This window comes from Paenibacillus chondroitinus NBRC 15376 (assembly GCF_004000765.1).
Lineage (GTDB): Bacteria > Bacillota > Bacilli > Paenibacillales > NBRC-103111 > Paenibacillus_E > Paenibacillus_E chondroitinus.
This window is the reverse complement of the sequence record NZ_BILW01000004.1, coordinates 196,648-223,057: the sequence shown is the minus strand read 5'-3', so window position 1 is coordinate 223,057 and position 26,410 is coordinate 196,648. Positions and strand designations below refer to the sequence as shown.

Annotated in this window: 22 protein-coding genes and 1 pseudogene; 6 read left to right on the top strand and 17 right to left on the bottom strand. The window is 46.0% G+C overall.

The features are described 5' to 3' along the window. Positions 1–52: 52 nt before the first annotated feature. From PCH02S_RS07435 to uidA, 9 genes and pseudogenes are all read right to left on the bottom strand, one after another. The gene (locus PCH02S_RS07435; protein WP_127451560.1) at positions 53–1,411 is read right to left on the bottom strand and encodes an ABC transporter substrate-binding protein; all 1,359 of its coding nucleotides are present in this window, start codon (positions 1,409–1,411) and stop codon (positions 53–55) included. A gap of 133 nt (positions 1,412–1,544) precedes the next feature. After that, the gene (locus tag PCH02S_RS07430; protein WP_127451558.1) at positions 1,545–2,321 is read right to left on the bottom strand and encodes a response regulator transcription factor; all 777 of its coding nucleotides are present in this window, start codon (positions 2,319–2,321) and stop codon (positions 1,545–1,547) included. Positions 2,322–2,337: 16 nt separating this feature from the next. Then, the gene (locus PCH02S_RS07425) at positions 2,338–3,666 is read right to left on the bottom strand and encodes an ABC transporter substrate-binding protein (protein ID WP_246068992.1); all 1,329 of its coding nucleotides are present in this window, start codon (positions 3,664–3,666) and stop codon (positions 2,338–2,340) included. A gap of 9 nt (positions 3,667–3,675) precedes the next feature. Beyond that, a complete protein-coding gene (locus PCH02S_RS07420) occupies positions 3,676–5,478 on the bottom strand; it encodes a sensor histidine kinase (RefSeq protein ID WP_127451554.1) in 1,803 nt (600 codons plus the stop codon). Between the two features lie 158 nt (positions 5,479–5,636). Next, positions 5,637–6,503 (bottom strand): AraC family transcriptional regulator, encoded by an 867-nt coding sequence (locus PCH02S_RS07415; protein ID WP_407670036.1) that lies wholly within the window; start codon positions 6,501–6,503, stop codon positions 5,637–5,639. 39 nt (positions 6,504–6,542) lie between these two features. After that, positions 6,543–6,707: a hypothetical protein gene (locus PCH02S_RS35615; RefSeq protein WP_164819467.1), complete on the bottom strand. Its 165-nt coding sequence runs from the start codon at positions 6,705–6,707 to the stop codon at positions 6,543–6,545. Next, positions 6,697–6,924, bottom strand: a pseudogene (locus PCH02S_RS36825) (DUF6530 family protein); the annotation flags it as partial. The pseudogene PCH02S_RS36825 and the gene PCH02S_RS35615, both read right to left, overlap by 11 nt. Positions 6,925–7,346: 422 nt before the next feature. Then, positions 7,347–8,759, bottom strand: a complete 1,413-nt coding sequence (locus tag PCH02S_RS07405; protein WP_127451550.1) for an MFS transporter — start codon at positions 8,757–8,759, stop codon at positions 7,347–7,349. Positions 8,760–8,802: 43 nt separating this feature from the next. Continuing rightward, on the bottom strand, positions 8,803–10,602 hold the full coding sequence (uidA, locus tag PCH02S_RS07400; RefSeq protein WP_127451548.1) for a beta-glucuronidase: 1,800 nt from the start codon (positions 10,600–10,602) through the stop codon (positions 8,803–8,805). 135 nt (positions 10,603–10,737) lie between these two features. Here uidA and PCH02S_RS07395 point away from each other — a divergent pair, with 135 nt between their 5' ends. Continuing rightward, entirely contained in the window at positions 10,738–11,958 is a 1,221-nt protein-coding gene (locus PCH02S_RS07395) for an AraC family transcriptional regulator (protein WP_164819466.1), read from the top strand. Positions 11,959–12,057: 99 nt separating this feature from the next. Then, on the top strand, positions 12,058–12,486 hold the full coding sequence (locus PCH02S_RS07390) for a VOC family protein (protein ID WP_127451545.1): 429 nt from the start codon (positions 12,058–12,060) through the stop codon (positions 12,484–12,486). A gap of 56 nt (positions 12,487–12,542) precedes the next feature. On the opposite strand, the gene cls is transcribed toward PCH02S_RS07390, so the two are convergent. The 6 genes from cls to glgB all read right to left on the bottom strand — a co-directional run bounded on the left by cls (position 12,543) and on the right by glgB (position 20,164). Continuing rightward, positions 12,543–13,997, bottom strand: coding sequence for a cardiolipin synthase (cls, locus tag PCH02S_RS07385; RefSeq protein ID WP_127451543.1), 1,455 nt, complete (start codon positions 13,995–13,997; stop codon positions 12,543–12,545). A gap of 111 nt (positions 13,998–14,108) precedes the next feature. After that, entirely contained in the window at positions 14,109–14,303 is a 195-nt protein-coding gene (locus PCH02S_RS07380) for a hypothetical protein (RefSeq protein WP_127451541.1), read from the bottom strand. 127 nt (positions 14,304–14,430) lie between these two features. After that, positions 14,431–15,861 (bottom strand): glycogen synthase GlgA, encoded by a 1,431-nt coding sequence (gene glgA / locus PCH02S_RS07375; RefSeq protein WP_127451539.1) that lies wholly within the window; start codon positions 15,859–15,861, stop codon positions 14,431–14,433. Positions 15,862–15,951: 90 nt separating this feature from the next. Beyond that, the gene (gene glgD, locus PCH02S_RS07370; RefSeq protein WP_127451537.1) at positions 15,952–17,061 is read right to left on the bottom strand and encodes a glucose-1-phosphate adenylyltransferase subunit GlgD; all 1,110 of its coding nucleotides are present in this window, start codon (positions 17,059–17,061) and stop codon (positions 15,952–15,954) included. A 6-nt stretch (positions 17,062–17,067) separates the two neighbouring features. Then, positions 17,068–18,216: a glucose-1-phosphate adenylyltransferase gene (locus PCH02S_RS07365; RefSeq protein WP_127451535.1), complete on the bottom strand. Its 1,149-nt coding sequence runs from the start codon at positions 18,214–18,216 to the stop codon at positions 17,068–17,070. After that, positions 18,206–20,164, bottom strand: coding sequence for a 1,4-alpha-glucan branching protein GlgB (gene glgB, locus PCH02S_RS07360; RefSeq protein WP_127451533.1), 1,959 nt, complete (start codon positions 20,162–20,164; stop codon positions 18,206–18,208). Before glgB ends, PCH02S_RS07365 begins: the two co-directional genes overlap by 11 nt. 180 nt (positions 20,165–20,344) lie before the next feature. On the opposite strand from glgB, the gene PCH02S_RS07355 reads away from it, so the two are divergent. Genes PCH02S_RS07355 through PCH02S_RS07345 form a run of 3 tightly spaced genes read left to right on the top strand, consistent with a single transcriptional unit; the run spans position 20,345 to position 23,102 of the window. After that, the gene (locus PCH02S_RS07355) at positions 20,345–21,466 is read left to right on the top strand and encodes a peptidylprolyl isomerase (RefSeq protein WP_127451531.1); all 1,122 of its coding nucleotides are present in this window, start codon (positions 20,345–20,347) and stop codon (positions 21,464–21,466) included. Between the two features lie 54 nt (positions 21,467–21,520). Next, positions 21,521–22,387 carry a class I SAM-dependent methyltransferase gene (locus tag PCH02S_RS07350; RefSeq protein ID WP_127451529.1) on the top strand — a complete coding sequence of 289 codons (867 nt, stop codon included), beginning with the start codon at positions 21,521–21,523 and terminating at the stop codon, positions 22,385–22,387. Between the two features lies 1 nt (position 22,388). Continuing rightward, positions 22,389–23,102: an RluA family pseudouridine synthase gene (locus PCH02S_RS07345; RefSeq protein ID WP_127451527.1), complete on the top strand. Its 714-nt coding sequence runs from the start codon at positions 22,389–22,391 to the stop codon at positions 23,100–23,102. A gap of 32 nt (positions 23,103–23,134) precedes the next feature. On the opposite strand, the gene PCH02S_RS07340 is transcribed toward PCH02S_RS07345, so the two are convergent. Next, positions 23,135–23,539, bottom strand: coding sequence for a MarR family winged helix-turn-helix transcriptional regulator (locus tag PCH02S_RS07340; protein WP_127451825.1), 405 nt, complete (start codon positions 23,537–23,539; stop codon positions 23,135–23,137). Positions 23,540–23,794: 255 nt separating this feature from the next. On the opposite strand from PCH02S_RS07340, the gene PCH02S_RS35610 reads away from it, so the two are divergent. Further along, positions 23,795–23,962: a hypothetical protein gene (locus PCH02S_RS35610; RefSeq protein WP_157324573.1), complete on the top strand. Its 168-nt coding sequence runs from the start codon at positions 23,795–23,797 to the stop codon at positions 23,960–23,962. Here the strand turns inward: PCH02S_RS35610 and gyrA are convergent. Further along, the gene (gene gyrA, locus PCH02S_RS07335; RefSeq protein WP_127451526.1) at positions 23,953–26,394 is read right to left on the bottom strand and encodes a DNA gyrase subunit A; all 2,442 of its coding nucleotides are present in this window, start codon (positions 26,392–26,394) and stop codon (positions 23,953–23,955) included. The two genes, PCH02S_RS35610 and gyrA, sit on opposite strands and share 10 nt — an antisense overlap. Between the last annotated feature and the right edge of the window lie 16 nt (positions 26,395–26,410).

Below are 26,410 nucleotides of genomic sequence, written 5' to 3'. Positions count from 1 at the left end.
AAACAGGGCCAGATGCCTAAATCCAACATCTGGCCCTGACGATTTTTCAAACCTATTTCTTCATGCCATTGGCAGTTTGTGCTTGTTTAAGCGCTTTTGCCGCTTGCTCTACATCACCTTGCGTTACAAAGATATTAATCGCTTGGTTCGCTTGTGTCGTAAAGCCTTCAGGCGCTGCGGAGCCGTGCGCCATACTTGGCGTCAACTTGCTCTTTTTAAAATCTTCGATTGTCGTTTTGCCATAGATATCGTATTTGGAAACGTCCGCATCCACCCTTGCCGGAATGGACCCCTTCAACGGGTTAAACACGTCCTGACCTTCTACGGAGCCAAGAACCTTCAGGAACTCTTTAGCTGTCGCTTGGTCTTTGGAATCCTTCGGCAAAGCAAACGTATCCGTTACGACCATGAAGGTGCCGTCCGTATTCGGGGAAGCTACCCAACCAAAATCCTCATTTACTTTCAGTTTCAAATCCGTTGTGAAATATCCTTTTGCCCAATCTCCCATGTTGTTCATTGCAGCTTCACCTTTGGCCACCAGCTGGGCGGCATCCTGCCAGTTACGTGCAGCATGATCTTTATTTGTATAAGAAAGCATCTTTTTAAAAGTTTCGAGTGATTTTTTCACTTTTGCATCGTCGAACGGAATTTCACCGGTCCATAATTTTTTGTAATCGTCAGCGCCAAATTCTCCGAGCAAGATATTTTCGAACAACATGGTCGCTGTCCATGGTTCTTTATCACCCAGTGCCAAAGGTGTAATACCTTTCGCTTTCAATGCATCCGCTACCTTAACGAATTCATCGAAAGTCGTAGGCGCTTTCAAACCATTCTGGTCAAAAATTTTCTTATTATAGAAAATGACGTTCCCCCGGTGAATATTAACCGGTACCGAGTAGATATTGCCGTCCTTGCTAACCATTTCAATCAAGTCTTTCGGAAACTTATCCTTCCAACCTTCCTTGTCGTACAGGTCGTTCAATGGGCTGACTTTACCAGCTGCCACCCAGCCTGTATTCAGTTCTGCTCCTCCATGAACTTGAAAGGCTGAAGGCGGGTCTCCGCCTTGCATGCGGCTGGCGAGAACAGCTTTGGCATTGGTTCCGGCACCGCCGGCAACAGCCGCATTAATGACTTCAATGTCCGGATATTTATTTTTGAACAGTTTAATAAGTCCTTGAAGGCCTGCTTCTTCACCGGCACCCGTCCACCAGCTGAAGATTTCCACTTGTTTCTTGCCAGCAGCCGGAGCCAGCGTAGCTGGCGCTGCCGATGCGGCAGGTGTGTTTGCCGCCGCAGCCGGAGTTGGAGCCGGACTGTTCGTCGCCTCGTTGGTGGTGGTGCCGCATGCCGTAAGAAGCGAACCCGTTAATGTTACAGTCGAAAGAATCAAAGATAATTTACGTTTCACAGTACTTCCCCTTTCAGATCGCTTTTGTATGAAACCGCTTTACAAAATTATCTTACTCAATTGGGGAAATTCTTTTAATGAGGTAAATCTATCTTTTATTCCGTTATTTTGCACAAAACGCAATCCCTGTTAGTTACGCATGCTTTGACCTATAATCCCCGGGCGACATGCCCTTTTGCTTTTGAAACCATTCGCTGAAATAACGGGGATTGGGGTAACCGACAGACTCTCCAATCTGATAAATCTTCAGGTTGCTGCTGCCAAGAAGCTCACAGGCTTTTTCAATGCGCAGCATCGATAAATAATCGCTGAACGATTTGCCCGTTTCTTGGCGGAACAACCTGCTTAAATAGTTCGAGGTCACAAACAATTCGTCCGCAATCTGATTCAGATGCAGATCCTCTGTGAACCTGGCGCTCATCATTTGAAGCGCTTTCTTAATCAAGTAGGAGCTGGGCTCCTCAGCGACCTTCTGCTCCTGTTTATCAGGCGCTGCATCCTCGTTGGCGCACAGCATCTTTGCTTTCTGCAAAGCCACCTCGATCTCTTCCACATCCGAAGGTTTCAGCAGATAATCTACAGCTCCTAAGCGAAGCGCTTCTTGGGCATATTTAAAATCACCATACCCGCTCAGGAAAATCACCTTGGTGCTCGACAGCAAGCGACTTTCTTTTTCCATTTCGCGCAGTCTGGCAACTAATTCAAGCCCCGTCATATTGGGCATGCGAATATCCGACAGCAGAATGTCGACGGGATGCTCCTCCATATAGCGGATAGCTTCAAGCCCGTCTTGAAAGACTTGAACCAGTTCGATGCCGAGCACTTCCCAATTGATATGTTCGCTTAAGCCTTCCCGAATCCAGGTTTCGTCATCAATAATGACGGCACGGCAACCGGTCGTCGTAGTCATCGAGTCATCCTCCGTCCTATTTCAAATTTCCGCTCATTTTCATTGAGAGCTGGCGTAATTCATTCGCTGCATCTTTAAAAGATATTTCCGGCTTCGCAAAAGATGTAATGATTTTGGCCAATGCCCTTTCTTCAATTTCCACCATCGCCGGGTAATAACTAATTGAAGGTTCAATTTTGGCCATATCCATACTTTTCAAAATTAAGGCAAAATCCGGTCTCGTCTCTTCAAAAGACGGGTCACCTAGAATGGAGCGTCTTGCCGGTATCCCCCCCTGCTGCGCATAAATCATTCCACCGCGTTTCCCGGTTGCATATTCAAGAAATTTCCAGGCGTCCACAGCGTTTCTGGAACTTGCATTAATGGCAAGCGTCCAACCATGCTGAAAAGGGACACGTTTAATATGGCCAAATTGATCTTTGGTGCCTGGAATTAGCGCGATTTTGATAGCATCTTTATTGGGGTCGCTGTTTTGCTTGATCATTGGATACGCTGAATTCCAGTATGGTGCGGCCATAGCGATCTCGCCTGCGATTAAAGCATCACGGGTTCTGGTGAAATCCCAGCTTAACAAATCCTGCGGGACCACTTTCTCCTGAACCAGTTTCTCCAAATATTTGCCGGCATGAACCGATTCCTCCCGATCCAGCAAGACGTTCCCGTCTTCCTCATTCAGCACGTCGCCTCCATACGACCACAACAGGGATGCGAAGATCTTGGATCTTTCTTCCGGCACAACAGCGGGCATGGCAAGCCCCCATCTCGTAGGTGAAGTGGCGTTTTTACTTCTGGTATACGTTTGGGCTAACTCGAATAATTCGTCCCAGGTTTCCGGTGGATGAGGAATTAAGTCGCTTCGATAATACAAAAAATGCGTGCTAATATCTGTAGGCAATGCATAAGTCGTATCTTGATATTTGTAAGTGGCCAAAAAATCACTCACATCAAACGACTGGATATCCGTCAAATTTTTATCATTCATAAACGAATCTAACGGGAGAATGGCATGAACAGCCGCAAATTGCGCGATGGATGTATTCGGAATCGAGACAATATCGAACGACTCTGTTCCAGCCAGCAGCTGCGTGCCGACAGAAGTGAAATAGACATCTCTTCCCAATTCAATATACTCCACCTGGATCCCCGTATCCGCTTCAAACGTCTGGGAGATTTGACGCATCGCCGTCGATTCCGTACCGGTACGAATCAACACTTTTATCTTTTTGGGGCTCGCTAAGGCTTTAGGAGAATCCACGGTCACCCGATCCAATAAGAGCAAGCTGCTTAATGCCCAGACGAGAAGCAAAACGAACGAAACCAACATCAATCGATTGAAATGCAGCATTTTCAAATGTTATGCCCCCTCTTGATCCTCTTGCAACGCAGCCAATCGATAAGGGATTGTAACCGTTACCAACGCGCCTTGATCTTCACCTGCCGCTACCTCAATGCCATACTCTGTCCCGAAGGCCGTCTGAATTCTCTGCTGCACATTTCTCAGTCCAACATGGTTGTTTGAATTTGCATTTTGCAGCAAAAGACGGACATGTTCCAGATCAACCTGCCTCCCCGTATTCGAAATGACGATCAGCACGTTATCTTCGCTTCGAAACGCTTTGATCATCACTTTTCCGCCATCCTGACTCTTGGATATCCCATGTTCTAAAGCGTTTTCAATTAACGGCTGCAAAATAAGCGGCATCACATTGACATAAGCAACTTCGGGTTCCAGCTCAATTTCATAGTACAGCTTGTCTCTATATCGGAAGGATTGAATTTGCAAATAGTTCTCCACATGCTCGAGTTCTTTCCCCAGTGTTGTCCATTCCTGACCGGCATTAAGGGTGAACCGAAAGAACCTCCCCAAAGCCGTTACCAGCTTGCTGATGGATTCCGCTTTATGTTTCTTGGCCATCCAATAAATCATATCCAGCGTATTATATAAAAAATGAGGATGGATCTGCATTTGCAGCGCTTGAAGAAGCGCCTCGCGTTTTTCCTTCTGCTGCTTTTCATTTTCATGAATCAGCCTTTGAATGCGGTCCATCAACCGATTAAAGCTGAATTGCAAGATGCTGATCTCTTGAATAGCGCCTTGCGTATCCCGTACATGAAGATTATCTTTCGCCGCAAATGCCATTAACCTGGCAAGATTAATAACTGGCTTCGAAATAGCCGTAGCCAAAAGAAACGAGACAATTACCGCGACAAGCGCACCAATGGCCGACATCATTAACAAATACCGCAATATTTTTTGATTGGGGCCGATTAATTCATTGATGGGGACGACCGCCGTCATCTTCCATCCGCTAATTTGGGAGGTATCGAAGGCGAGCAGCCATTTGCCATCAACAATCTGCAGCCCTTGGCCTTGAGAAGGCAAATCTTGTATGGCTTGGCTTATTTTATTATTTTGAGACAGCTGAGGGTCCTGCTGATAGATCACATCGCCGGAAGCATCCGTGACTAACAGCGAACCCGTTGAACCAATTTGAACGTTCCTCAAATGCTCGCTTATAAAACGATCGTTAAATTGCACAAATAAATAACCCCTAAGCTTAGCCGTGTTACTGTCAATGAGACGTCGAGCAGCCGTAACGGATGCGCGAACCGGTGTTTCGAAACCGTCTTTTAGACGGTAAATCGACCTTTTATCGCTGAACCAGTTCATCTTTAAGGGCTGCCGCTCGATCTGATCCATAACAAACTGAATATTAACGCGATCAACTTGCTCATACGTGTAAAATAAATTTTCTGTCGAAAGAACCTCATGTCCGGCCGTTATAAAATAGATAGCACGAATATGTTCAAGCCTGCCACGAAACAGGTTGGAATAAACCATATTTTTAAATTTCTGATTGGCTTCGAACAGTGGATAGGAGGAGTCTAAGGGGCCGTTTAAAAAATCAAGCGACTGTTCATACAACAAAGTCCAAGTGAGCCGATCAATCTCGGAAAGATTGGCATCCAAAGCACGCTGCGTTTGTCCAACGGTCTGCAGCAGATATTGACTAACCTGCTTTTGAAACAATTCATTTTCCTTTTTATAGGTAATATACGTGATAACGACTAGTGGAAGAATCATGAGCAGTAGAAAAACGGACAGCAAGATCGTGCGAATAGAGATTAGTTTGCTGACATTATTGAAAGCGCTCACCCTTTCCACCGATTAAATACACGAATAATCTATCACGTTCCATTTGAAATGTTTGTCGAAATAAGTGAAAGTTCACATAAAAAATAATAAATTGTTGCAAAAAAAAGAGAGGATGCCTCGGAAGTACCATCTCAACATGATTGTTTATGAAGTTTCACTTATTTTTTCGAAACAGGAATCCAGATTTCACTTCGAAAGTTAGGGGATGTTACCTCTTTGCTTTCATTCCATAAGATCTCAGGACCATCCACTTGTTCATAACTCGACGATGGAAACCACTCGGCATAGATGCGGCCCCATACTTGTTGCAGCGTTTCCGGGAAAGGACCCACAGCCTCAAATACGGCCCATGAGGAGGCGGGAACTTCAAGTGCAGTCAGATGATCCGGGCACTCTTTCGTGGTAGCCGCTCCTATATAATGATCGAGCTCCCCTTCCTCTTCCATCCTTCCTTCTGAAAAGTTGGCTGACCCGCTAATGAGCCCGCTTGGCGTCACATTCGAAAGCGATTTAAGCTCTTGAATGAGCTCTGCGTTTAAGCTTCCCCACATCGCGGCGATCTCTGGATTTACTCCCTCAAAAATAATGGGTACCCTTTTCTTGAGTCCCACGATACGGAATGCTTCTTTCTCCTCAATTCGGTAGTTCATGACATCTCCTCCTTTGATGGTGAGCTGGAAGGTCAGTCTTGGGTAAGCTTTTAACGTTTGTCCCGTCTCCCTTGCCTCTGTCGGCGTTATCCCATGCATGGTTTGAAAAGCTCTGGTGAAAGAATCCGGCGAATTATAGCCGTATTTGACCGCCAAATCAATAATCTTGATTGCGCTATGGTTCAGCTCAAATGCAGCAAGCGTAAGCCTTCTGCGACGGATATATTCCGACAGAGAGACTCCGGCCAGGAACGAAAACATTCTTTTAAAATGAAACTCCGAACACATCGCTAATCTGGCTGCTTCTTTGAAATCAATCTCTTCCGTCAAATTTTGTTCGATATAAGCTAAAGCCCCATTCATGTTTTCAAGCATCTTCAAGCTCACCTCCCTCGCTTATCTATACATTAGCAATTATACAAAGACAGCATCCGACTTTTCGTGCACAATCTTGCAGGGTTGCACGCAAACGGCTGATAAAAGTCGCTCCAAACCTTCGTTCGCTTTGGTTTCCTGCTGTCCTCGAACGTCCTTCCGAAAATTGCTTAGCTCATCATCTTCGCTACGCGCAAACAGCAACGATCATCGCATCTCCTTGCAGACCTACATGGTCAATAACCGGTATTCCTCTTCAACGAAATACAGCATGCTTCTTGTTTCATGAATGGCAAGATCAAGGATGCGGTGCAGCGGCAGTTTTTCCGATTACCTGGACCACTTCTTGTCCGTGTATTTCCAGACCTTGGCCGACCTTTCCTCTGTCGTTCCATTGAGCCAATCCTAAAGAACAAGCCCGATTCTATCTTGATGTTCCAGATAAGTCAATACAGTTGACCCTTGGCCATTTTACAAGTCGACAACTTCTAAGAGATGTGCCGCCGCGAGCAGCCCGGCAAGTCGGCGGCAAAGCCGAGCCGAGGCTATGACTCGGCTGTGGAGAACTACAGGGCACTATTTCTGCGAAATAGGCCCTTTTTGCGCCGAAGGGGAACTGGGGGACCTTATTTCGATGGATCGGGCGGATACTCCGCCAAATTCTTAGAAATAAAGCCCTGGAGTTCCCCAAGAGCTCTACAACAGCCCTGAGGGTACAAATAGCACCCTCAGGGTCCTCTATTCGCCGCCGCACACAGCCCGGCGAGTCGGCGGCAAGACCTGGCAAACCAAAAAACCTGATCTGCAAACAGATCAGGTTCATCACTTCCAGCATCGTTACTCTCAAGCGCCCTCAAGTCTCTTTTCGTTCAAATGACTCGCCAACTGACTCGTCCGCCGTTTATTCAGCGGGTATAAGAACATAATGATCAGAAAAATGACCAGATAGACGATGCCGGGGACTAACGTGGCTAACGTATATATGCCATCTAACGCTTCTTTGGTCTGAACGGATCGAGCCGCATCATAGCCAACTGAACCGATAGCCACGCCGCCGATCCCGCCTGCAAGCGCTTGCCCGACCTTGCGGGCAAAGGAATACACGGAATACACCGTACCGTCCTCCCGCACGCCGGTCACATACTCCTGATAGTCAATAACATCGGTGACAAAAGCCCATACGACTAGGTTGAAAAACGCAAAGCCGAACATGCCAACAGCGGAAATAAGGACGAATTGCCAAGCTGTCAAATGCGGCAGAAAATAGAGCGTAAGGTAGACAACGGAGGAAAGCAGCATACCTGCTGCGGCTATTTCCTTTTTGCCAAACTTCTGTACCAATGATTTCACGAAAGGAATCGCGATAAATACTGCAGCTGTCTGAATTAATCCAGCCATACTCAACATCGAAGCGCTTCCAAAATAATTTTTAAACAAATACACATTCACTGCACCAACCAGCATCGAAAGCATCATAAACGTGAGCGATGCGATCAAAATAGAGATCAGCGGTCTATTTTTTAACATACCTTTTAAAGTTGTACCTAGATGGACCTTATTCTTCTGCGTTTCCGGTATTGTAATCCGTTCCGTTGATAGTTTGTAACAAGCCATGTAGCAGGCAATCGACAAAATGCCAAAAATAATTGCGGCCAGCATGAACCTATTGGAATCTGCTTTATTGTTAACAAACAGGATCAACGGCCCGATCACATTGATAATTAGGCTCGCGAGCATAGCCCCCATCGTTCTGAATGTCGATAATGTCGTGCGCTCCACCGAATCGCTTGTAATCAAAGACGCCATGGACCCATATGGAATATTAACCGTGCTGTACAGCGTTCCCCAAATCAGATAAGTGACAAAGGCATAGGCCATGTAGAACCCGTCGGACATCCCCGGGATTTTCACGAACATCAGAATACCGGATATGACGAGCGGAAAAGACATTCGGAAGATCCAAGGCCGAAATTTGCCTTGAACCCCCGCTTTTCTCGTGTCGATGAAACGCCTCCACACGACATCTGCAACAGCATCCCAAAGTCTAGCAATGACAAAGACAAGGCCGATCGTCGCCGCATGAATTTTGAAAATATCCGTATAGTAAACCATCAGGAACGAGCTCACGAGGATAAAAAAGAAATCATTCCCGAAGTCGCCGAACAAGTACCCCAGCTTATCTCGCATCCCAAATGGACGGCTTGCTTTGATATTAACCGTTGTTTCAGACACATTGTGAATAACCAAATTACTCATCGTATCCCCCCGCTGCATGTGTAACTCAGATCACATCCTTTTTCTAAGGTTTCTTATACCCGAAGTCAGGAATAGCCAGCCATCTTTTGCGCAGCTCATGTGCCGCATATTTCGGCTTCCGGTCCCGTGTGAAGATGCCCTTTTTGTTTCCTTGAACCCGAATAACGCCTTGGGATGTGTTAAAATCGGCAAAATTCCAAACCTGCTCGCCAACAAAGGTGCTGAATTCATCAAATACTTCGTGATTGGCTCTCAGGTACTCAACCTGGAACTCTTCAGTAAACATCACTGGGTCTACATCATGCAAGCCGGCAATCGTGTCCGCCCCATACTCGGTCATGATGATTGGTTTGCCCGGACAGCGTTTGCCCCAGCCATCCAGTTCCTCGCGCAGCTTGATCTTGGCTGCTTCCATATCGCCGCTTTGCACGTACCAGCCGTAATATCTATTCAGCGCAAGCACATCAACAAGCTCCGCTACTTTGCACGTTTCAGGCGTTGACATCAGGTGGGTGACAATGGTCACAGGTCTTTTTTGCGGATCAAGTTCCTTGGCAAGCTCGACAAGCGGCTTGAAGTAAGCATCCGCTCCTTCTTCTTCTGAAGCCGGCTCGTTGGCAATAGACCATATCACGACACAAGCGTGATTTTTGTCACGCGCAATGAGTTCCCGAATGACATCCTGATGATGCTCTTGCGTTCGAAGCTCCTCCCAAGTTTTCCGCTTCACCCCACCTCCGAACATCGCCATGAAATTCAAGTGCAGCCCGACGGCAGGCGTCTCGTCAATGACAACAAGACCTTCAAGATCGGCCAGCCTCATTAACTCCTCTGAATAAGGATAGTGAGCTGTACGGAACGAGTTGGCACCGATCCATTTCATCAAGCGGAAATCGAGAACATTCGCCGCTTCGTTAAATCCTCTTCCATGAATCGCCGAATCCTCATGTTTCCCGAACCCTTTAAAATAAAAAGGTTTATCATTAATCAGGAATTTCCCGTCTTTAACTTCAACGGTTCGTACACCAAATGGCTGTTCGTAAGCGTCTACAAGCTGTCCATTATCGCTAATCTCAACTTTCAGCGTATACAAATAAGCTTTCAAAGGTTCCCACAGCTTCACCTCTTCGATCTCGATCAACCCCTGAAGTCCGCTGTTTTCTCCCACGACAAGGCCCGACTGATCAACAACCGTTGCCTTGACTTGTCCTTTTCCCGCTATCTCGACCTCATACTGAACAAGCCCTTTTTGCTGGTTAAAGTTGGTTAAAATAGTCACATCTTTCACATACACGTGTGGTGTCGTATAAATTTTCACCGGTCGATGGATGCCGGCATAATTGAAAAAGTCAAAATTCGGGCTGTTTTTAGCAACAAGGCCACGACCAGGAACTTCCTGCTCACTGTAGATTCCTACCGGCAGCGTTGTCTCATCCACGATATTGTTCACGGCAACCGTCAACCGATTATGGCCTGTAGTTAAAAAGGAATTAATTTCCGCTTCGAACGGTGTAAATCCCCCCTTATGCTCCATAACCGCTTCCCCATTCACATAAACGACGGCGCGATGAGTAGCCGAACCAAATCGCAAGACAATACGCTCCGACATTAGCAAATTTAAAACCGTGAAATCCCGCTCATACCAGACCCAGCCAACGTGGTTTCGAATATCCGCGGTAACGCCTACATCGTTGAAGGACGACGGCACTGACATCGGGATGGTCTCAGTAAGCGCTGAAGCGAACCATTTCTCTTGAAAGCCCTTTCCAAAATCCAACTTAAAATTCCAAATCCCGCTAAGATCTATGATTCCCCGTGACTCTGATACGATTGGATATAACATAACACCCGCTCCTTTTTATTCTCATTTGCAAACTCAACAATTAAGATTATACTAAGTTAACCGACATCCTAAGTAGGACGTAAAATGCATTTAAGGGATTATTTTAACATTTTGATTTGGAAAATGGAGATTTTTATGAGCGAGCAGCAGCTTCATCTCTCAACAATCAGCACGACATTGTTTCACTTAACGGACATCAACACCATCGTCTTGACCAGCAGCGGAACTGTTTTGTTAAATCATGAGCATGATAATATCCCTGAATTTCTAAACAGCTGGCAGAAGGAAGATATCGCGTTCCTTGCCGCGGAAGCTCAAATCTCTCCTGACCAATGCTGCAAATACACGAATATATGGGGATTTACATACTTGGCCAAAGCTTTTCGATTACAAGAGGAACGCACTAAAATCATAGTCACAGGGCCTTTCTTACTGCAGGTTCCAGACGCCAATAACCTGTACACGAAGTTCAAATTGGATCAAGGAAAGAGAATTGAATTAGAAGGATTTTACCGTGGAATGAAATTAATCAGCGCCGCGAGGGTCCATAGCATGGCCAATGTGTTCGAGCAAATCGAAGGCATTTCGCAAACGGATATTCGGGAGTTGGAACTCCAAACGGAGCCTGTCCGGTCACCCCGTCAAAGCAAAATCGAACTTATGCTGCAGCAGCGCGATGAGGCCTTTATCGACCTGATTGAATTGCGTTATCAAATTGAGCAGGAAATGATGCAAGCCGTCCAGCATGGGGATCATGAAACTTTGCAGAAAGTGCGCTCCAAAATGAAAAACCTGTATGACTTCTCCGAAAGGTTTCCAAACCAACCCGTAAGAGCTTTAAGAAATGCGCTTATTATTTTAAATACTTTGCTACGTATCGCTGCCAAAAATGCCAATGTTCAGCCCTTTTTCCTGCATCAAATTTCAGAGAAATTTGCAAAGCAAATCGAAAGAACTGAAACTATTGATTATCTGCATAAATTAATGACGCTCATGTTCGACGAATATTGCCGACTCGTGCGCCAGCATGCTGTAAAGGGCTATTCCCCTCTCGTTCAAAAGGTCGTTCAATTTATTTCCTTGCATTATAATAAGCCATTAAGCTTAGATGAGCTTTCACAGGAGTGCCACGCACATCCCGCCCATATTTCAAGACAATTCAAGAAAGAAACAGGAATGACCTTGACCGACTTCCAGCAGAATCAGCGGATTGAAGAAGCAAAACCGTTACTGCGAAATGGCGATCTAGCGATCAAATGGATTGCCGAATCCATTGGTTTCGATGATGCCGGCTACTTCACACGTATCTTCAAGAAAATCGTGGGCATGACGCCAACGCAATTTCAAAAGAGCTAAATGAAGCGTCCTTCGTCTGCTTTAGATTGGAATATGGACAAGTTAAATGATACAATATGGGAATAATATGAAAAAAAACAAATCTGAGGAGTGACACAAATGGCATTAGATTTCTACTTGAATTTTAATGGAAATTGTCGTGAAGCGGTGGAGTATTATGCAGAAGTATTCGGCGTTGAACAACCGAAAATCATGACCTTTGGCGATACGCCGTCAGACCCGGCTTACCCGCTCCCGGAAGAGGCGAAATCCATGGTTATGCACGCCAGACTGACGATTAGCGGCAGCACGGTGATGTTCTCCGATGTCTTTCCGGGTATGCCTTTTGTAGCTGGAAATAATATTTCCTTATCCATGGTCAGCAAGGATATCGAAGAAATCAAATCCGCTTTCCATAAGCTGAAAGAAGGCGGCAAAGTAGGCATGGAACTCCAGGAAACTTTCTGGAGCAAATGCTACGGTAGCTTGGAAGACAAGTTCGGCATCCAATGGCAGTTTAACTACGATAACGGCGAAGTCGTCTACTAATTTCACGGATGAACAAAAAAACACGTCCTCTCTTTCCAGGGAGAAGGCGTGTTTTTTTATAGAATGGGAGAGATCAGCTTCGAGATGGACTCCAGGAATCGTATGCGAAGAGAGCGCTTCTCATATTCCTCCAATGTTAGTTCCATACAGCCTTCCATGTCCTTCCAAAATGTGGCTTCCAGCTTTTTTGCAGTTTCCTCGTGATACATCAGCGCATTCGTCTCAAAATTAAGCCGCAGACTTCGAATATCAAAGTTAGCCGTCCCAACCGATGCCATTTTCCCATCGATAATGATCGTCTTTGCGTGCAAAAACCCATAATCGTAGAGGTAACATTTCACGCCGGCGCGAAGCAGTTCCCCCACATAATAAAGGGACGCCCAGTGCACAAACAAGTGATCCGCTTTCTCCGGAATCATGATACGAACGTCAATGCCGGACAAGGCTGCTATGCGCAGTGCATTCAGCATGCTCTCTTCTGGGATAAAATACGGCGTCTGCAGCAGGATCCGTTTTTTGGCCATGTGAATCATTTTGAGGAATGTGTACACAAAATGAGGCCATTCTTCGTTGGGTCCACTCGCCACGATCTGTATCGGTACCTGCTGCGAAGTGCCTCCTTCTTCACGTTCTGGAAAATAACACTGATTCACTTCGACTGCTGTCGAAGAAGCTAAATTCCAGTCCAAGATGAAACGGGACTGAAGTGCTCGAACCACACTTCCGGTTAAACGGAGATGTGTATCCCGCCAAAATCCGAAACGAGGATTCATGCCGAGATATTCATTCCCCACATTGAACCCTCCCATATAGCCAATTTTGCCATCAATAATGACTAACTTCCGGTGATTGCGATAGTTCACTCGATAGTTCAAATAAGGGATTCGCGAAGGGAAAAAAGCTGCTTTCTGCCCGCCTGCTTTCAGAAAATCACGAAAGAAAGAATCTTTTAACGAACGTGAACCAATATCATCATACAAAAATCGAACGATGACCCCCTGCTCCGCCTTTTTCGTTAACGCTTGAATAATCCGTTTCCCCAGCGCATCATTTTTTACGATGTAATACTGCATATGAATATGCGATTTAGCGGCTTCAATTTTCAACATCAAATCACTGAATTTGCTTATCCCATCCGTGAAAATATCGACGCTGTTATCCTGAGTTAGAAATGCGTCATTCGAGGACACGTTCAAATAAATCAAATCACGGTATTCGCTGACCATCGGATTCAGATAGGTCATCGTCCCGTTCATCAGCTGCTCCCGCTGTTCAGAAATGACCGTTTGCATTCTTTCCTGCATGCGCTGATTCCATTTGTACAGCTTTCTGCGGCTTAAATTTTGCCCTAACATCACATAGAGCAGAAAACCGAGAATCGGAATAAATAGCAGCACCATTAACCATGACCAAGTAGCCGCCACGTTCCGGCGTTCCAAGAATACGACCGTAAGAGCAAGTAAAATATTAACAATAAAAAGTACAGTAAGTGCGTGCGATATCCAATCCATGTTGCCACTCCTAACCGTTGTTGTCAGTGGATCAGGAATATTATACCTTATTTTCGGCAATTTCGAAAAAAAACTCGTATTCTGGCTTCAGAACACGAGGCTGATCTTGTATTAGGCTATTTTTTTGATTAGGCATAGCTTACGTAAATAGTAAACGCCACCTACTTTAATAACATCATCCGAATATGCTTCTATGAGTGTTCCAGAGTCTTCTAATTCACCGTCAAACCACACCTCAACAGGTGTTTGAAATAGCATGCAAAGATACATATCCGCATCGGTTAAACAATCTGTCGTCCTGCTCATCTGAACAACTGCCTCCCTCACCATTTTTCACCTGACAACATACATATCGTCATTTGTAAATGATAAATGAAGAGGAAGTAGGTAAAAAAGACTGGAAGCTATGAGCCTCCAGTCCTGCTTTTTCCCTTTATTTGACCATTTCCTTATAAAGCCCGATATACTGCTGCGCGGACTTCTTCCAGCTAAAGTCGCCTTTTTTCATGTTCATCTGAATTTTTAACCAGGCGTCTCGATCATTCTTGTAGAAAAAGACCGCACGACGGATCGTATGCAGCATATCGTGCGCATTGTAATCTCTAAAGGAGAAACCGGTTCCCTCGCCCGTAAACTCATTATATGGCAGAACCGTATCCTTCAGTCCACCGGTTTCACGAACGATCGGCACAGAACGATATCGGAGTGCGATCAGCTGACCAATCCCACATGGCTCAAATTGTGAGGGCATTAGGAATAAATCCGAAGCCGCATAGATTTGATGCGCCAATGCCTCGTCAAAGCAAATTTGGGCGGATACTTTGCCAGGATGCTTCAATGCCGCTTGCTTAAACATCTCCTCATAGTCGTATTCGCCTGTCCCTAGCACAACGAGCTGGATGTCTAGCGACAAAATTTCTGGAAGGACATGCTGAATAAGATCTAGCCCTTTTTGCTGCACCAAACGCGTTACGAGGGCAATCATCGGGACATCTTCTCTCACTTCCAATCCTAGCCGCTCCTGGAGTGCTGTCTTGTTCAACTGCTTTTTAGGCAGTGAATCCCGGTATGTAGACACCAGATGCGGATCATTCATGGGATCAAATACTTCATAATCAATCCCATTCACGATTCCTGTCAGCTGATCCCTGCGGTGGCGCAGCAGGCTATCCAAATGTTCGCCAAAGTACGGAGTTTGAATCTCTTCGGCATAGGTCTGGCTCACCGTTGTAATACGGTCCGCATACAGAAGCCCTCCTTTTAGGAAGCTCGCACCACCATGCAGTTCAAGCGCTGTTCCGGTAAAATGATCGTCGGATAAGCCAAACAGCTCCTTAAACAACGCTTGGCTAAACACACCTTGATATTTCAAGTTATGAACGGTCGTTAACGTTTTAATCTCGCTATAGAATGGCAGATGTTGATAATGAGCCTTCAACAGCACGGGAATCATGCTGGCTTGCCAATCGTGACAGTGAATAACATCCGGCTGAAAGTCCAGCAGCGGCAGCGTTTCGATAACGCCTTTGCAGAAGAAAGCAAAACGTTCTGCCTCATCGCCATAACCATAAACGCCGGAGCGATTGAAATAAAATTCATTGTCCACGAAATAAAAAGTAACCCCATCCTGCTGGAGAACTTGAATGCCGATATATTGCTTTCTCCAACCGACATAGATATCATGCGTCACAGAAGTAGTCATTGCTTCCCGGTACTTGGCAGGAATCCCGCCATATTTAGGCAAGATAACCCGTACATCCAGCCCTTGCTGGATAAGTTCTTTCGGCAATGAACCGATCACATCGGCAAGACCTCCCGTTTTAATAAAAGGAACTGCCTCTGAAGCTGCAAAGAGTACTTTCATCTTTCCACTCCTCCTGATAGTCGAAAAGCCGCCTATGGGAAGGCAGGCTTTTCGGATTATATCTAGTTATGCGCTTAAGAACGATACCGATTAGATCACTTTCGTTTTTGCCGCGATGAATGGCGCTTTGTTATCGCCTGTCAGGACGCGGCCACGGGAGATGAAGACGTCCTTATCGAGAATCGCATTCTCAATAATCACATTTTCCTCGATTTCGCAGTTTTGGAGGATAATACTGTTTTTCACGTAAGCTCCCTTACGGATTTTCACTCCGCGGAACAAGATGCTGTTTTCTACCTTACCCTCAATGGTGCAGCCGTTTGCGATCAACGCGTTTTTGGCTGCGGCCGATTCCAGGTATTTCGCCGGCGGTTCATCCTTGACCTTTGTATAGATCAGGTTCTTCTGGAAGAACAATTCTCTCCAGATCACTGGATTTAATAGCTGCATGCTGTGCTTGTAGTAACCTTGAATCGAATTCACGATGCCTACATGCCCTTCAAATTTATAGCCATACACACTAAGCTTATCAATATTTTTCATGATACCGTCGCGAACCAGGTGATCATACCCTTGAGCCAGGCAGGATTCTACCATGTCCAGCAGCAGCGCTTTGCTCATAACATACATTTCCATGGATATGTTATTAGTCCGCAGTCTGCCCGTATGATCCTCCATAAGCGTTACTTGTCCATTATCTTTGACGGCCAAGCGGCGGAATTTCCCTTGAATATCCTCATCCGTTTGCTTATAAATGACAGTAATGTCCGCTTGCGTATCCTCGTGATGGCGGATAACATCGCGCAAATCAAGATTGCACACCATATGGCTGCGGGAAATAATAACCAGCTCTTCTTTACCACGATAGAAATAATCCCGATGGCTGTAGAATTGGTATAGGTCCCCACGTGAAATGCCCGTCGGCTCGTCCAAGACGGATGGAAGAACGAACAGTCCGCCGCGCTTTCTGTCCAAATCCCACTCTTTCCCAGACCCCAGGTGATCCATCAAGGAACGGTACTTGTGCTGTGTGAATACAGCCACATTATCAATGCCAGAATTCACCATGTTCGACAATGTAAAATCAATTAACCGATAACGTCCGCCGAATGGTACCGATGCAGGGCAGCGGAAATACGTCAGTTCTTCCAAATCGTCCGGTTCATTCACTAAATTAATGACACCCATTACATGTTTCATCTGAGATCATCCCTTCTGTTTGGCAGTCGCTAATACTCGTTCATTGCCGCCTATGAGTGTAATTTCACCGTGACCGTCTACAACAGCGCCATCTTCCACGATTGTGTTTTCACCAATAATCGCTTTGTTAATCGTTACATTATTACCGATTTTTGCATTCGGCATAATAACAGAGTCTTTAATTTGGCTGCCTTCCCCCACTTGTACACCAAAGAACAAGACAGAATGATCGACATCTCCGAAAATCGCACAACCCTCATTCACGAGTGAACGCTTAATATTCGCCGTAGGCGCCACATATTGAGCCGGTTGGTATGGATTTTGGGAGTATACACGCCAATCTTTATCATTCAGATTCAGCTCGTTATTATCATCGAGCAAATCCATATTTGCTTCCCATAAGCTATCAATGGTACCGACGTCTTTCCAGTATCCCTCGAACGGATAGGCATACATTCTTGCTTCATTTCGGAGCATCATCGGGATAATATCTTTCCCGAAATCCTTACTGGAATCCGGATTCTCTTCATCAGCAATCAAATACGATTTCAGAACGCTCCAGTTAAAAATATAAATACCCATGGAAGCCAAGTTGCTGTTCGCTTCTTTTGGTTTTTCGGCAAATTCAGTTATTTCCTGATTCTCATTTACGCTCATAATTCCGAAACGGCTGGTTTCTTCCCATTTCACTTCGATAACGGCGATACTTGCATCAGCTTTCTTCTCTTTGTGGTAGGAAAGCATCTTATCGTAATCCATTTTGTAAATGTGATCACCCGAGATGATCAAGACATACTCCGGATCATACTGCTCAATAAATCCAATGTTGCGGTAGATGGCATTGGCTGTACCTTTATACCAGTCTCCGCCTTTTTGTTCCATGAACGGAGGCAACACAGTCACACCGCCATTTTTGCGATCCAAATCCCACGAACTTCCGATTCCAATATACGTGTTGAGCACAAGTGGCTGATATTGCGTCAAGACACCAACGGTATCTATGCCTGAATTCGTGCAATTGCTAAGGGTGAAATCAATGATACGGTACTTCCCGCCAAAATGAACAGCAGGTTTGGCCAAATTATTCGTTAGTACGCCTAGTCTTCGTCCTTCTCCACCAGCGAGGAGCATGGCAACACATTCTTTACTGCGCATCTCTGATTTCCCCCTTCAACTTCGTTTTCTCTAGTTGGAATTCTTTTACACATTTTATATAAACAGCCGCAAGCGGCGGAATACACAGAGACAAGCTATAAGGCAGTTCGTGATATTTTCTTTTTTCACTTGTGATCGGCAGCTTGTTCCCTTGGCCGGAACCTCCGAACTCTGGAGCATCGCTGTTGAAAACAACCTCGTACATGCCATTGCGCGGAACGCCGATTCGATAATCGGGATGTACCACCGGTGTGAAATTACAGATGAGAATCAGATCATCCTCAGCCTTGTTTCCTTTGCGCATGAAAGTGACGACACTTTGGCTTTCATCATGCGGATTAATCCATTTGAAGCCGTCCGGACTATGATCCTTTTGCCATAAAGCCGGCTGGTCCAAATAAAATTGATTGAGCGCCTTCACGTAAACGTGCATTTGCTCGTGCTTCTCATAACCGTCCAGCAGGAACCAATCCACTTCCTCCTGGTCCTTCCATTCGTCGAATTGACCGAATTCGCTGCCCATGAACAGCAGCTTTTTGCCAGGATGACCTGACATATATCCATATAAAACGCGCAGATTGGCAAATTTCTGCCAATAATCGCCTGGCATCTTATGCAGGAGTGAACGTTTCCCATGAACAACCTCATCGTGAGAAAAAGGCAAGACATAATTTTCACTAAAGGCGTACATGAAGGAGAACGTGATTAATTTATGGTGATATTTGCGGTGAACGGGATCCAGCTTCATATAACGCAGCATATCGTTCATCCAGCCCATGTTCCATTTATAGTTAAATCCAAGCCCGCCATCATGCACAGGTGCTGTCACCAACGGCCAATCCGTAGAATCCTCGGCCATCATAAGCGCATCCGGATAATAAGAGAACACCACTTGATTCAATTTTCGCAAGAATGCGACAGCTTCGGGATTATCATCCCCGCCCCATTGATTCTTGAGGGGCTTCTCATTCCATCTGCCGAAATTCAAGTGCAGCATGGAAGCTACAGCATCAACCCGGATACCATCGATATGGTACATATCCATCCAGAAAATTGCGTTTGAAATGAGAAAGCTTTGCACTTCCGGCCTGCCAAAATCAAATGTAAGTGTCCCCCATTCCAACTTCTCGGCTTTGCGAGGGTCTTGGTATTCATAAAGCGGCTTTCCGTCAAACTGCCTTAAGCCATGAGCATCCTTGCAGAAATGCCCAGGAACCCAGTCCATAATGACACCAATCCCTTTTTGATGACAACGATCGACGAAATGCATGAACTCTTTCGGTGAACCATGTCTGCTCGTAACAGAGAAATAACCTGTCGCCTGATAGCCCCATGAACGGTCAAACGGATGCTCGGCAAGCGGCATGACTTCAATATGTGTATAACCCATCTCTACGGCATAATCGACTAACTCATCCGCAAGCTGGTCATAGGTATATAATTCTTCGCTATGTCTGTCTTTTTTGCGCCACGTACCTAGGTGCACTTCATAAATCGACAAAGGCTTATTATAGGCGGGAGCCAACTTCTTCTGCTCTAACCAAGCCTCATCCTGCCATTCGTAACCTTCCAGATCGACAACACGAGAGGCTGTGCCTGGACGCACTTCCGAATAAAAGGCGTATGGGTCAGCTTTCAACAAAGTTTGACCTGTCTCGCTTAGGATTTCGTACTTGTAATGATCACCTTCACTAGCTTCAGGAACAAAAAGCATCCAAACACCGAGTGTACTGAACTTCTCCATACGGTGTTTACCCGATTGCCACTGGTTGAAATCGCCTAATATGTTGACTTGTTTGGCATTAGGCGCCCATACAGCGAAACGAACTCCCTCATAACCTTTCCTTTTGCTAACATGCGCCCCTAGGATGCGATAGCTGTGATACAGGGATCCTTCATGAAGTAGAAACAAATCTTCTGAGCTGGGTGTACCAACGTTTGCCCCCATGTTATCCCTCCCATAATCGACCTTTTTCTTCAAAATATGGATGTAATAATTAATCACATACAGTACAAATACAACAAGCAGGTGGAGAATTCCTTCAATCCCTCATATTAAAAAAAGGAAAAACCTTTATTCTGGGTGAATTACTAAAGTGACAGTCATTTGAAAGGTGGAAACCAGATTATGAAAGACAAGGTGAAAGGACTTATCGTAGGTTTAACGATCGGTTCGTTAATTAGCGGTACAGCTGCTTTTGCGGCTAGCAGTCAAATTGAAGTGGCGTTCCGCAGCATCAAATATATGTTTGATGGTGTCGAAAAAGTGCCTGCAGATGGAAAAGGTTTTGTTTACGAAGGTTCTACTTACGTCCCTCTTCGCTTCGTGAGTGAAGCTCTAGGAAAAAAAGTCGAATGGGATGAAGCCAATGAAACCATTTGGATCGGAATCAACCCGAATAAAATCGTTGCTACCTATCAAGGCGGTACGGTGACAAGAGGTGAGTTCGATACTTTCTTTGCGATGCAGGGCATTTTCAATAATGGCCATGCAGCTTCAAAAGATAACCCTGAGTATCAAAAAAGCGTTTTGAACCAATTAATTCAATATAGAATTCTGTACGGTAAATCTTCGGAGGCTGATCAAAAAGCGGCGAAAGATACAGCGTCTGCACAAATGGCAACTTGGAAATCCCAAAATGGCGAAGCCAAGTTTCTGGAAGAATTGAAGAACTTCAAAGTTACTGAAACGGAGCTTCAATATTACCTCGTCGGACGATTAACAGCAGAAAATTATATCAAGTCCAGCGTTACTGATGCACAAGTTAAAGCCAAATATGACGACAACCTCAAACAAGATAAAGATTTTTACGCGATTGCTTCCGTCCGCCATATTTTGATTGGTTTAACAAATGCGGACAAGAGTGTGACCCGTACGAAAGAAGAAGCGCTTAAGCTTGCTAAGGATGTCGAGCAAAAACTTAAGAATGGTGAAGACTTCGCGAAGCTGGCTAAAGAACTCACAGACGATCCTGGCTCCAAAGAAACCGGCGGTCTTTATGAAGATGCCGAAGTTAGCGGTTGGGTACCTGAATTCAAGAAAGCTGCGATTGAGCAACCTGTCGGCGTTGTTGGCGACCCCGTTGAAACACAATTTGGTTACCATGTGATCAAAGTCGAATCCAGATCCGTGAAATCTTTCGATTCCGTCAAGGATTCAATAAGACAATCACTGGAGCAAGCTCACTACCAACAATTTGTAGAAAAAGAATTGCCCGGTTTGATTGAAAAGATCGATTTAAGTGAATAAATGGTGTACAATGAATGTTTGTTAAAGTATACAAGTTGAAGGATGGAATGCAACATGTTTTATGCAAAAGACTGGGTAGATTATGAACTTCTCGACACCGGCGGCGGCGAAAAGCTGGAACGCTGGGGTACGATCGTATTGAGAAGACCTGACCCGCAAATCATTTGGCCTTTGGAAAAAGAAACACCCGCATGGCGTCAAGCCGATGCTCATTATCACCGCAGCTCCAGCGGCGGCGGACAATGGCAGCAGCATGCTGAACTGCCGGAACGCTGGACCATTACCTACGACCAGAAGCTGAGCTTTTATATTAAACCAACCAGCTTCAAGCACACGGGCCTCTTCCCTGAGCAAGCCGTCAACTGGAAATGGATGATTGATAAAATCCAAAACGCCGGAAGACCGATCAAGGTATTGAACCTATTCGCTTATACAGGTGGAGCTTCTCTGGCCTGCGCTTATGCAGGAGCAGAAGTTTGCCACGTTGATGCCTCCAAAGGTGTTGTACAATGGGCGAAGGAGAACCTGCATCTCAGCGGCATGGGCAGCCGTCCTGTACGTTTCATTACGGATGACGTATTCAAATTCGTGCAAAGAGAACAGCGCCGCGGCAGCAAATATGATGCGATCATCATGGATCCTCCCTCTTACGGGCGTGGACCTAATGGCGAGACTTGGAAACTGGAAGATGACCTCTTCCCTTTCATTCAAACCTGCCAGACGATCTTGACCGACAATCCTTTGTTCCTGTTAATTAACTCTTATACAACAGGTATTTCGGCTACGGTCCTGCAAAACATCTTAACGATGGCGATGAAAAGCAAGCATGGCGGTACGATCTCAAGTGGAGAAATCGGCTTGCCGATCACGCACTCCGGCTTAATGCTCCCTTGCGGTATTCTGGGACGCTGGGAGTCCTAATATGACTGGAACTAAAGATGTTTCGGGAGCATCGCAAATTCCGATCCTTTTCGAAGACAACCACATTCTCGTGGTAGAGAAGCCCGTGAACATGCCAACACAAGAGGACGACTCGCGTGATCCTGATCTGCTGAACGTCCTGAAGGCGGATATCAAGCATCGGCACAACAAGCCCGGCAATGTCTACCTCGGGCTTGTCCACCGGCTTGACAGGCCTGTAGGCGGCGTGATGGTCTTCGCCAAAACGTCAAAGGCCGCGTCACGGCTGTCGGACGCGGTAAGAACTAGGCATCTCGACAAAACGTATGTCGCTATTGTGCATGGCAAACCGCCACAGCCGACGGCAACGCTGCGTCACTGGCTCTGGAAGGACACGCGGACGAATACCGTCAGCGTTGTCAAACCAGGCCAGCACGATGCCAAGGAGGCTGTGCTGGATTATAAGCTGCTCGGCAGCCAAGACAGTCTCAGCTTGATTCAGATCAAGCTGCATACCGGGCGGCCGCATCAAATCCGGGTGCAGATGGCCGCCATCGGCTGCACGCTGTACGGCGACCAGCGCTACGGCAGCGCGGTCAACAAGCCCGGCCAGCAGCTAGCGCTCTGGGCGACGGCTCTGTCCTTTGAGCATCCAACTCTCAAAGAAACGATGCGCTTTCGGTCGCTGCCGCCTGTGCAGCGGCCATGGAGTGAATTTACAATCCCAGAATTGTAAATTCAACCCGAACCGGAGTGTCGCTACTGCAACTAATTAGCGACTTTCCCCAACAAATAAATAAGCAGTTTCTGATTATGGGCGGAAACGCGGCTCAGGTAAGTGTCCAGCAGTTGTTCACGGACTAACGTACCTCGCTCGCATTCCGCTTTTCCTTTGTCTGTTACGTGCACCCACACGATACGGCGGTCTTTCTCATCGCGCACCCGTACGATTAATTCACTTTTCTCCATACGATCTAATAGCGTTGTAACCGCTGCAGGTGTTGTAGATAGATATTCGATTAGATCTGAAGGCTTCATACGCTCGTTCGTCATAAGCAATTCTAATACGTTAAGCTGCCCTTCTGTAATCGTAGGCGCTAATCCTACTTCCATCTGGCTCTTCAATTCCTTAGACAATTTCAGCCACAGCTTTCCAAACTCATCGGAATACAACCTCACATCAACTCGCTTCCAACATCTACTATAACGCAAGTATAGCACGCATTTTCACTGGTTAAAAGGTTAATGCCGTTAATACTTTCCTACAAAAGCTGCACATTTCCGGTACATGCTGTGGCATGTTGTCGAGCCATCCACAACTTTGTCCGAACTTGAAGAATGTCTCGACTTCTTTTTAACATTCCGCCCACTTCTAACATATACTGTGAAGCAGTCAGATTTGCAGATTATGCTAAGGAGTGGTTCAACGTGGACGATTGGAAAATGGAGCTTGGCAAAAAGGCACTAGAGGCCGGCATGCTGAAAGACCCACAGTGGCTGGATCGATTAGACGAACCGATGCCCCTGTGGGTCTTATTAGAGTTAGCTTTTATGCTGATGGAGAAGCTGGATCCGCCTACGGTCAGTTATGACTGAGGGAAACGCAGGACATCTATAATGGATTCTGTTTTGGTAACAGGGATAAGCTGCTTGCCTTGCGCTTTACGATCTTCCAGTGGCGCTGTCTCCGTCGAGAAGCGAAGTTTCTCTCCATTACTCATCACAGCTGTAATCTGATAATCCATTTTCACAATGAATGTTCGGATTAAACCTGTTCCATTCGGTCTCACACGCTTGCCTTCTTTAAATTCAAAGGTGAGAATTCCTTTTCCTCCACGCCCTTGAATCGGATAATCTACGACAAGGGACCGTTTGGCATACCCGAGGTCTGAGATAACGAGCACTTCCCCCTCATCCCCATAAATCCACTCAGCTGAGACGACATCATCGTCATCTTTGAGCTGGATGCCGCGCACACCAGCGGCTGCACGGCCCATCGGGTTTACTTCTTCCTCGCGGAAGCGGATGCTCATGCCCAGTTTCGTGACAAGCAGGATTTCCTTCGTGTTATCGCTGAGATGCACATGAAGTACTTCATCTTGCTCAGCCAGCTTACAAGCGACAAGTCCATTGGAGCGATTCGTCATGTACTCTTTGAGCTCCGTACGCTTCACTTGGCCCTTGCGAGTGACGAACACAAGCGATTTCGTTGGATCTTCAAAGCCTTTGACCGGAATCACATTAACGATACGGTCTTCTTTGGCGATTGGAATGACATTGACGATGGCGGTACCATTTTCTTTCCATTTGTACTCTGGCACTTGATGGACGGGCAATAAGTAGTATTGGCCTTTTTTCGTGAAGATCAGCAAGCTCTCAATCGTATTCACGTCTAGCAAGAAGCGCAAGTAGTCGCCTTCCTTGAGACCTGTATTTTCCAGTTCACCGCCGGATCGTGTAAACGAAAGCTTGCTAGTGCGTTTCAAGTAGCCTTCGTTAGAAAGCGTGACGAATACGTCTTCCGGATTGACGAGCACTTCCAGATTAACTTTCAGCTCCTCAACCTCGCCCTGAATCGCTGAACGGCGCTCAATGCCGTATTTCTTCCGGATTTCGCCCATTTCATCTTTAATGACACCTAAGAGCTTTTTCAAGCTGCCCAAAATGCCACGTAAATAAGCAATTGTTTTTTCAACATCTTTCAACTCTTTTTCAAGAGTTGTAATTTCTAAATTCGTTAACCGGTATAATTGCAAGACGAGAATGGCGTCCGCTTGACGCTCGGAAAAGCCGAATTTCTCCATCAGATTGTTTTGAGCATCCTGCCGATTTTTGGACGCTTTGATCGTTGCGATCACTTCGTCCAATATGTTAAGCGCTTTGACTAGCCCTTCCAGCACGTGAGCGCGGTCTTCCGCTTTCTCAAGCTCATATTGCGAACGGAACGTGACAACTTCCTTTTGATGCTCAATGTAAGCTTCCAGAATTTCGCGAATGCCCAATTGGCGCGGCGCTTTATTAACAATCGCCACCATATTGAAATTGTACGTGACTTGCAAGTCCGTCTTCTTCAGCAAATAAGCTAAAATCCCTTGCGCATCCGCATCCTTTTTCAGTTCAATGACGATTCGTAATCCGTTACGTCCGCTTTCGTCCCGAACCTCCGCGATACCCTCGACTTTCTTCTCAAGACGGATGTTTTCCATTGCCGTTACAAGGCGCGCTTTCACGACTTGATACGGAATTTCCGTGATCACAATTTGTTGTCTTCCGCCGCGCATATCTTCGATCGCTGTTTTGGACCTTATGTAGATACGGCCTTTGCCAGTGCGATAAGCTTCACGAATCCCCTCTTCACCCATAATGATCCCGGAGGTAGGGAAGTCAGGACCTTTAACGATGGTCATTAACTCTTCAACTGTCATCTCAGGCTTATCGATCATCGCTGTACAAGCATCAATAATTTCACGCAAGTTATGCGGCGGAATTTCAGTCGCAAAACCTGCCGAAATGCCGCTTACGCCGTTCACAAGCAGATTCGGATAACGCGCTGGGAGCACAACTGGCTCCTTCGTGGAGTTATCAAAATTATCTTTGAACATGACGGTACGTTTCTCAATATCACGAAGCAGTTCCATCGCAATTTCTGAGAGCCTTGCTTCTGTGTACCGCATCGCTGCCGGCGGATCATCATCCAGTGATCCCCAGTTTCCATGGCCATCTACAAGTGTATGACCCATCTTCCAAGGCTGTGCCATACGAACCATACCATCGTAAATAGAGGCATCTCCATGGGGATGATAGTTCCCCATCACATCGCCGACCGTTTTTGCGGACTTGCGATATGGTTTATCAGGGGTATTCCCTGAGTCGTACATCGCATACAATACGCGTCGTTGTACAGGCTTTAAGCCGTCCCTGACATCCGGGATCGCGCGATCCTGGATAATGTATTTGGAATAACGCCCGAATCGATCGCCAACGATCTCTTCCAGATAGGCCGGTAAAAATTCTTCTAAAATACCCAACTTTCAGTCACCACTC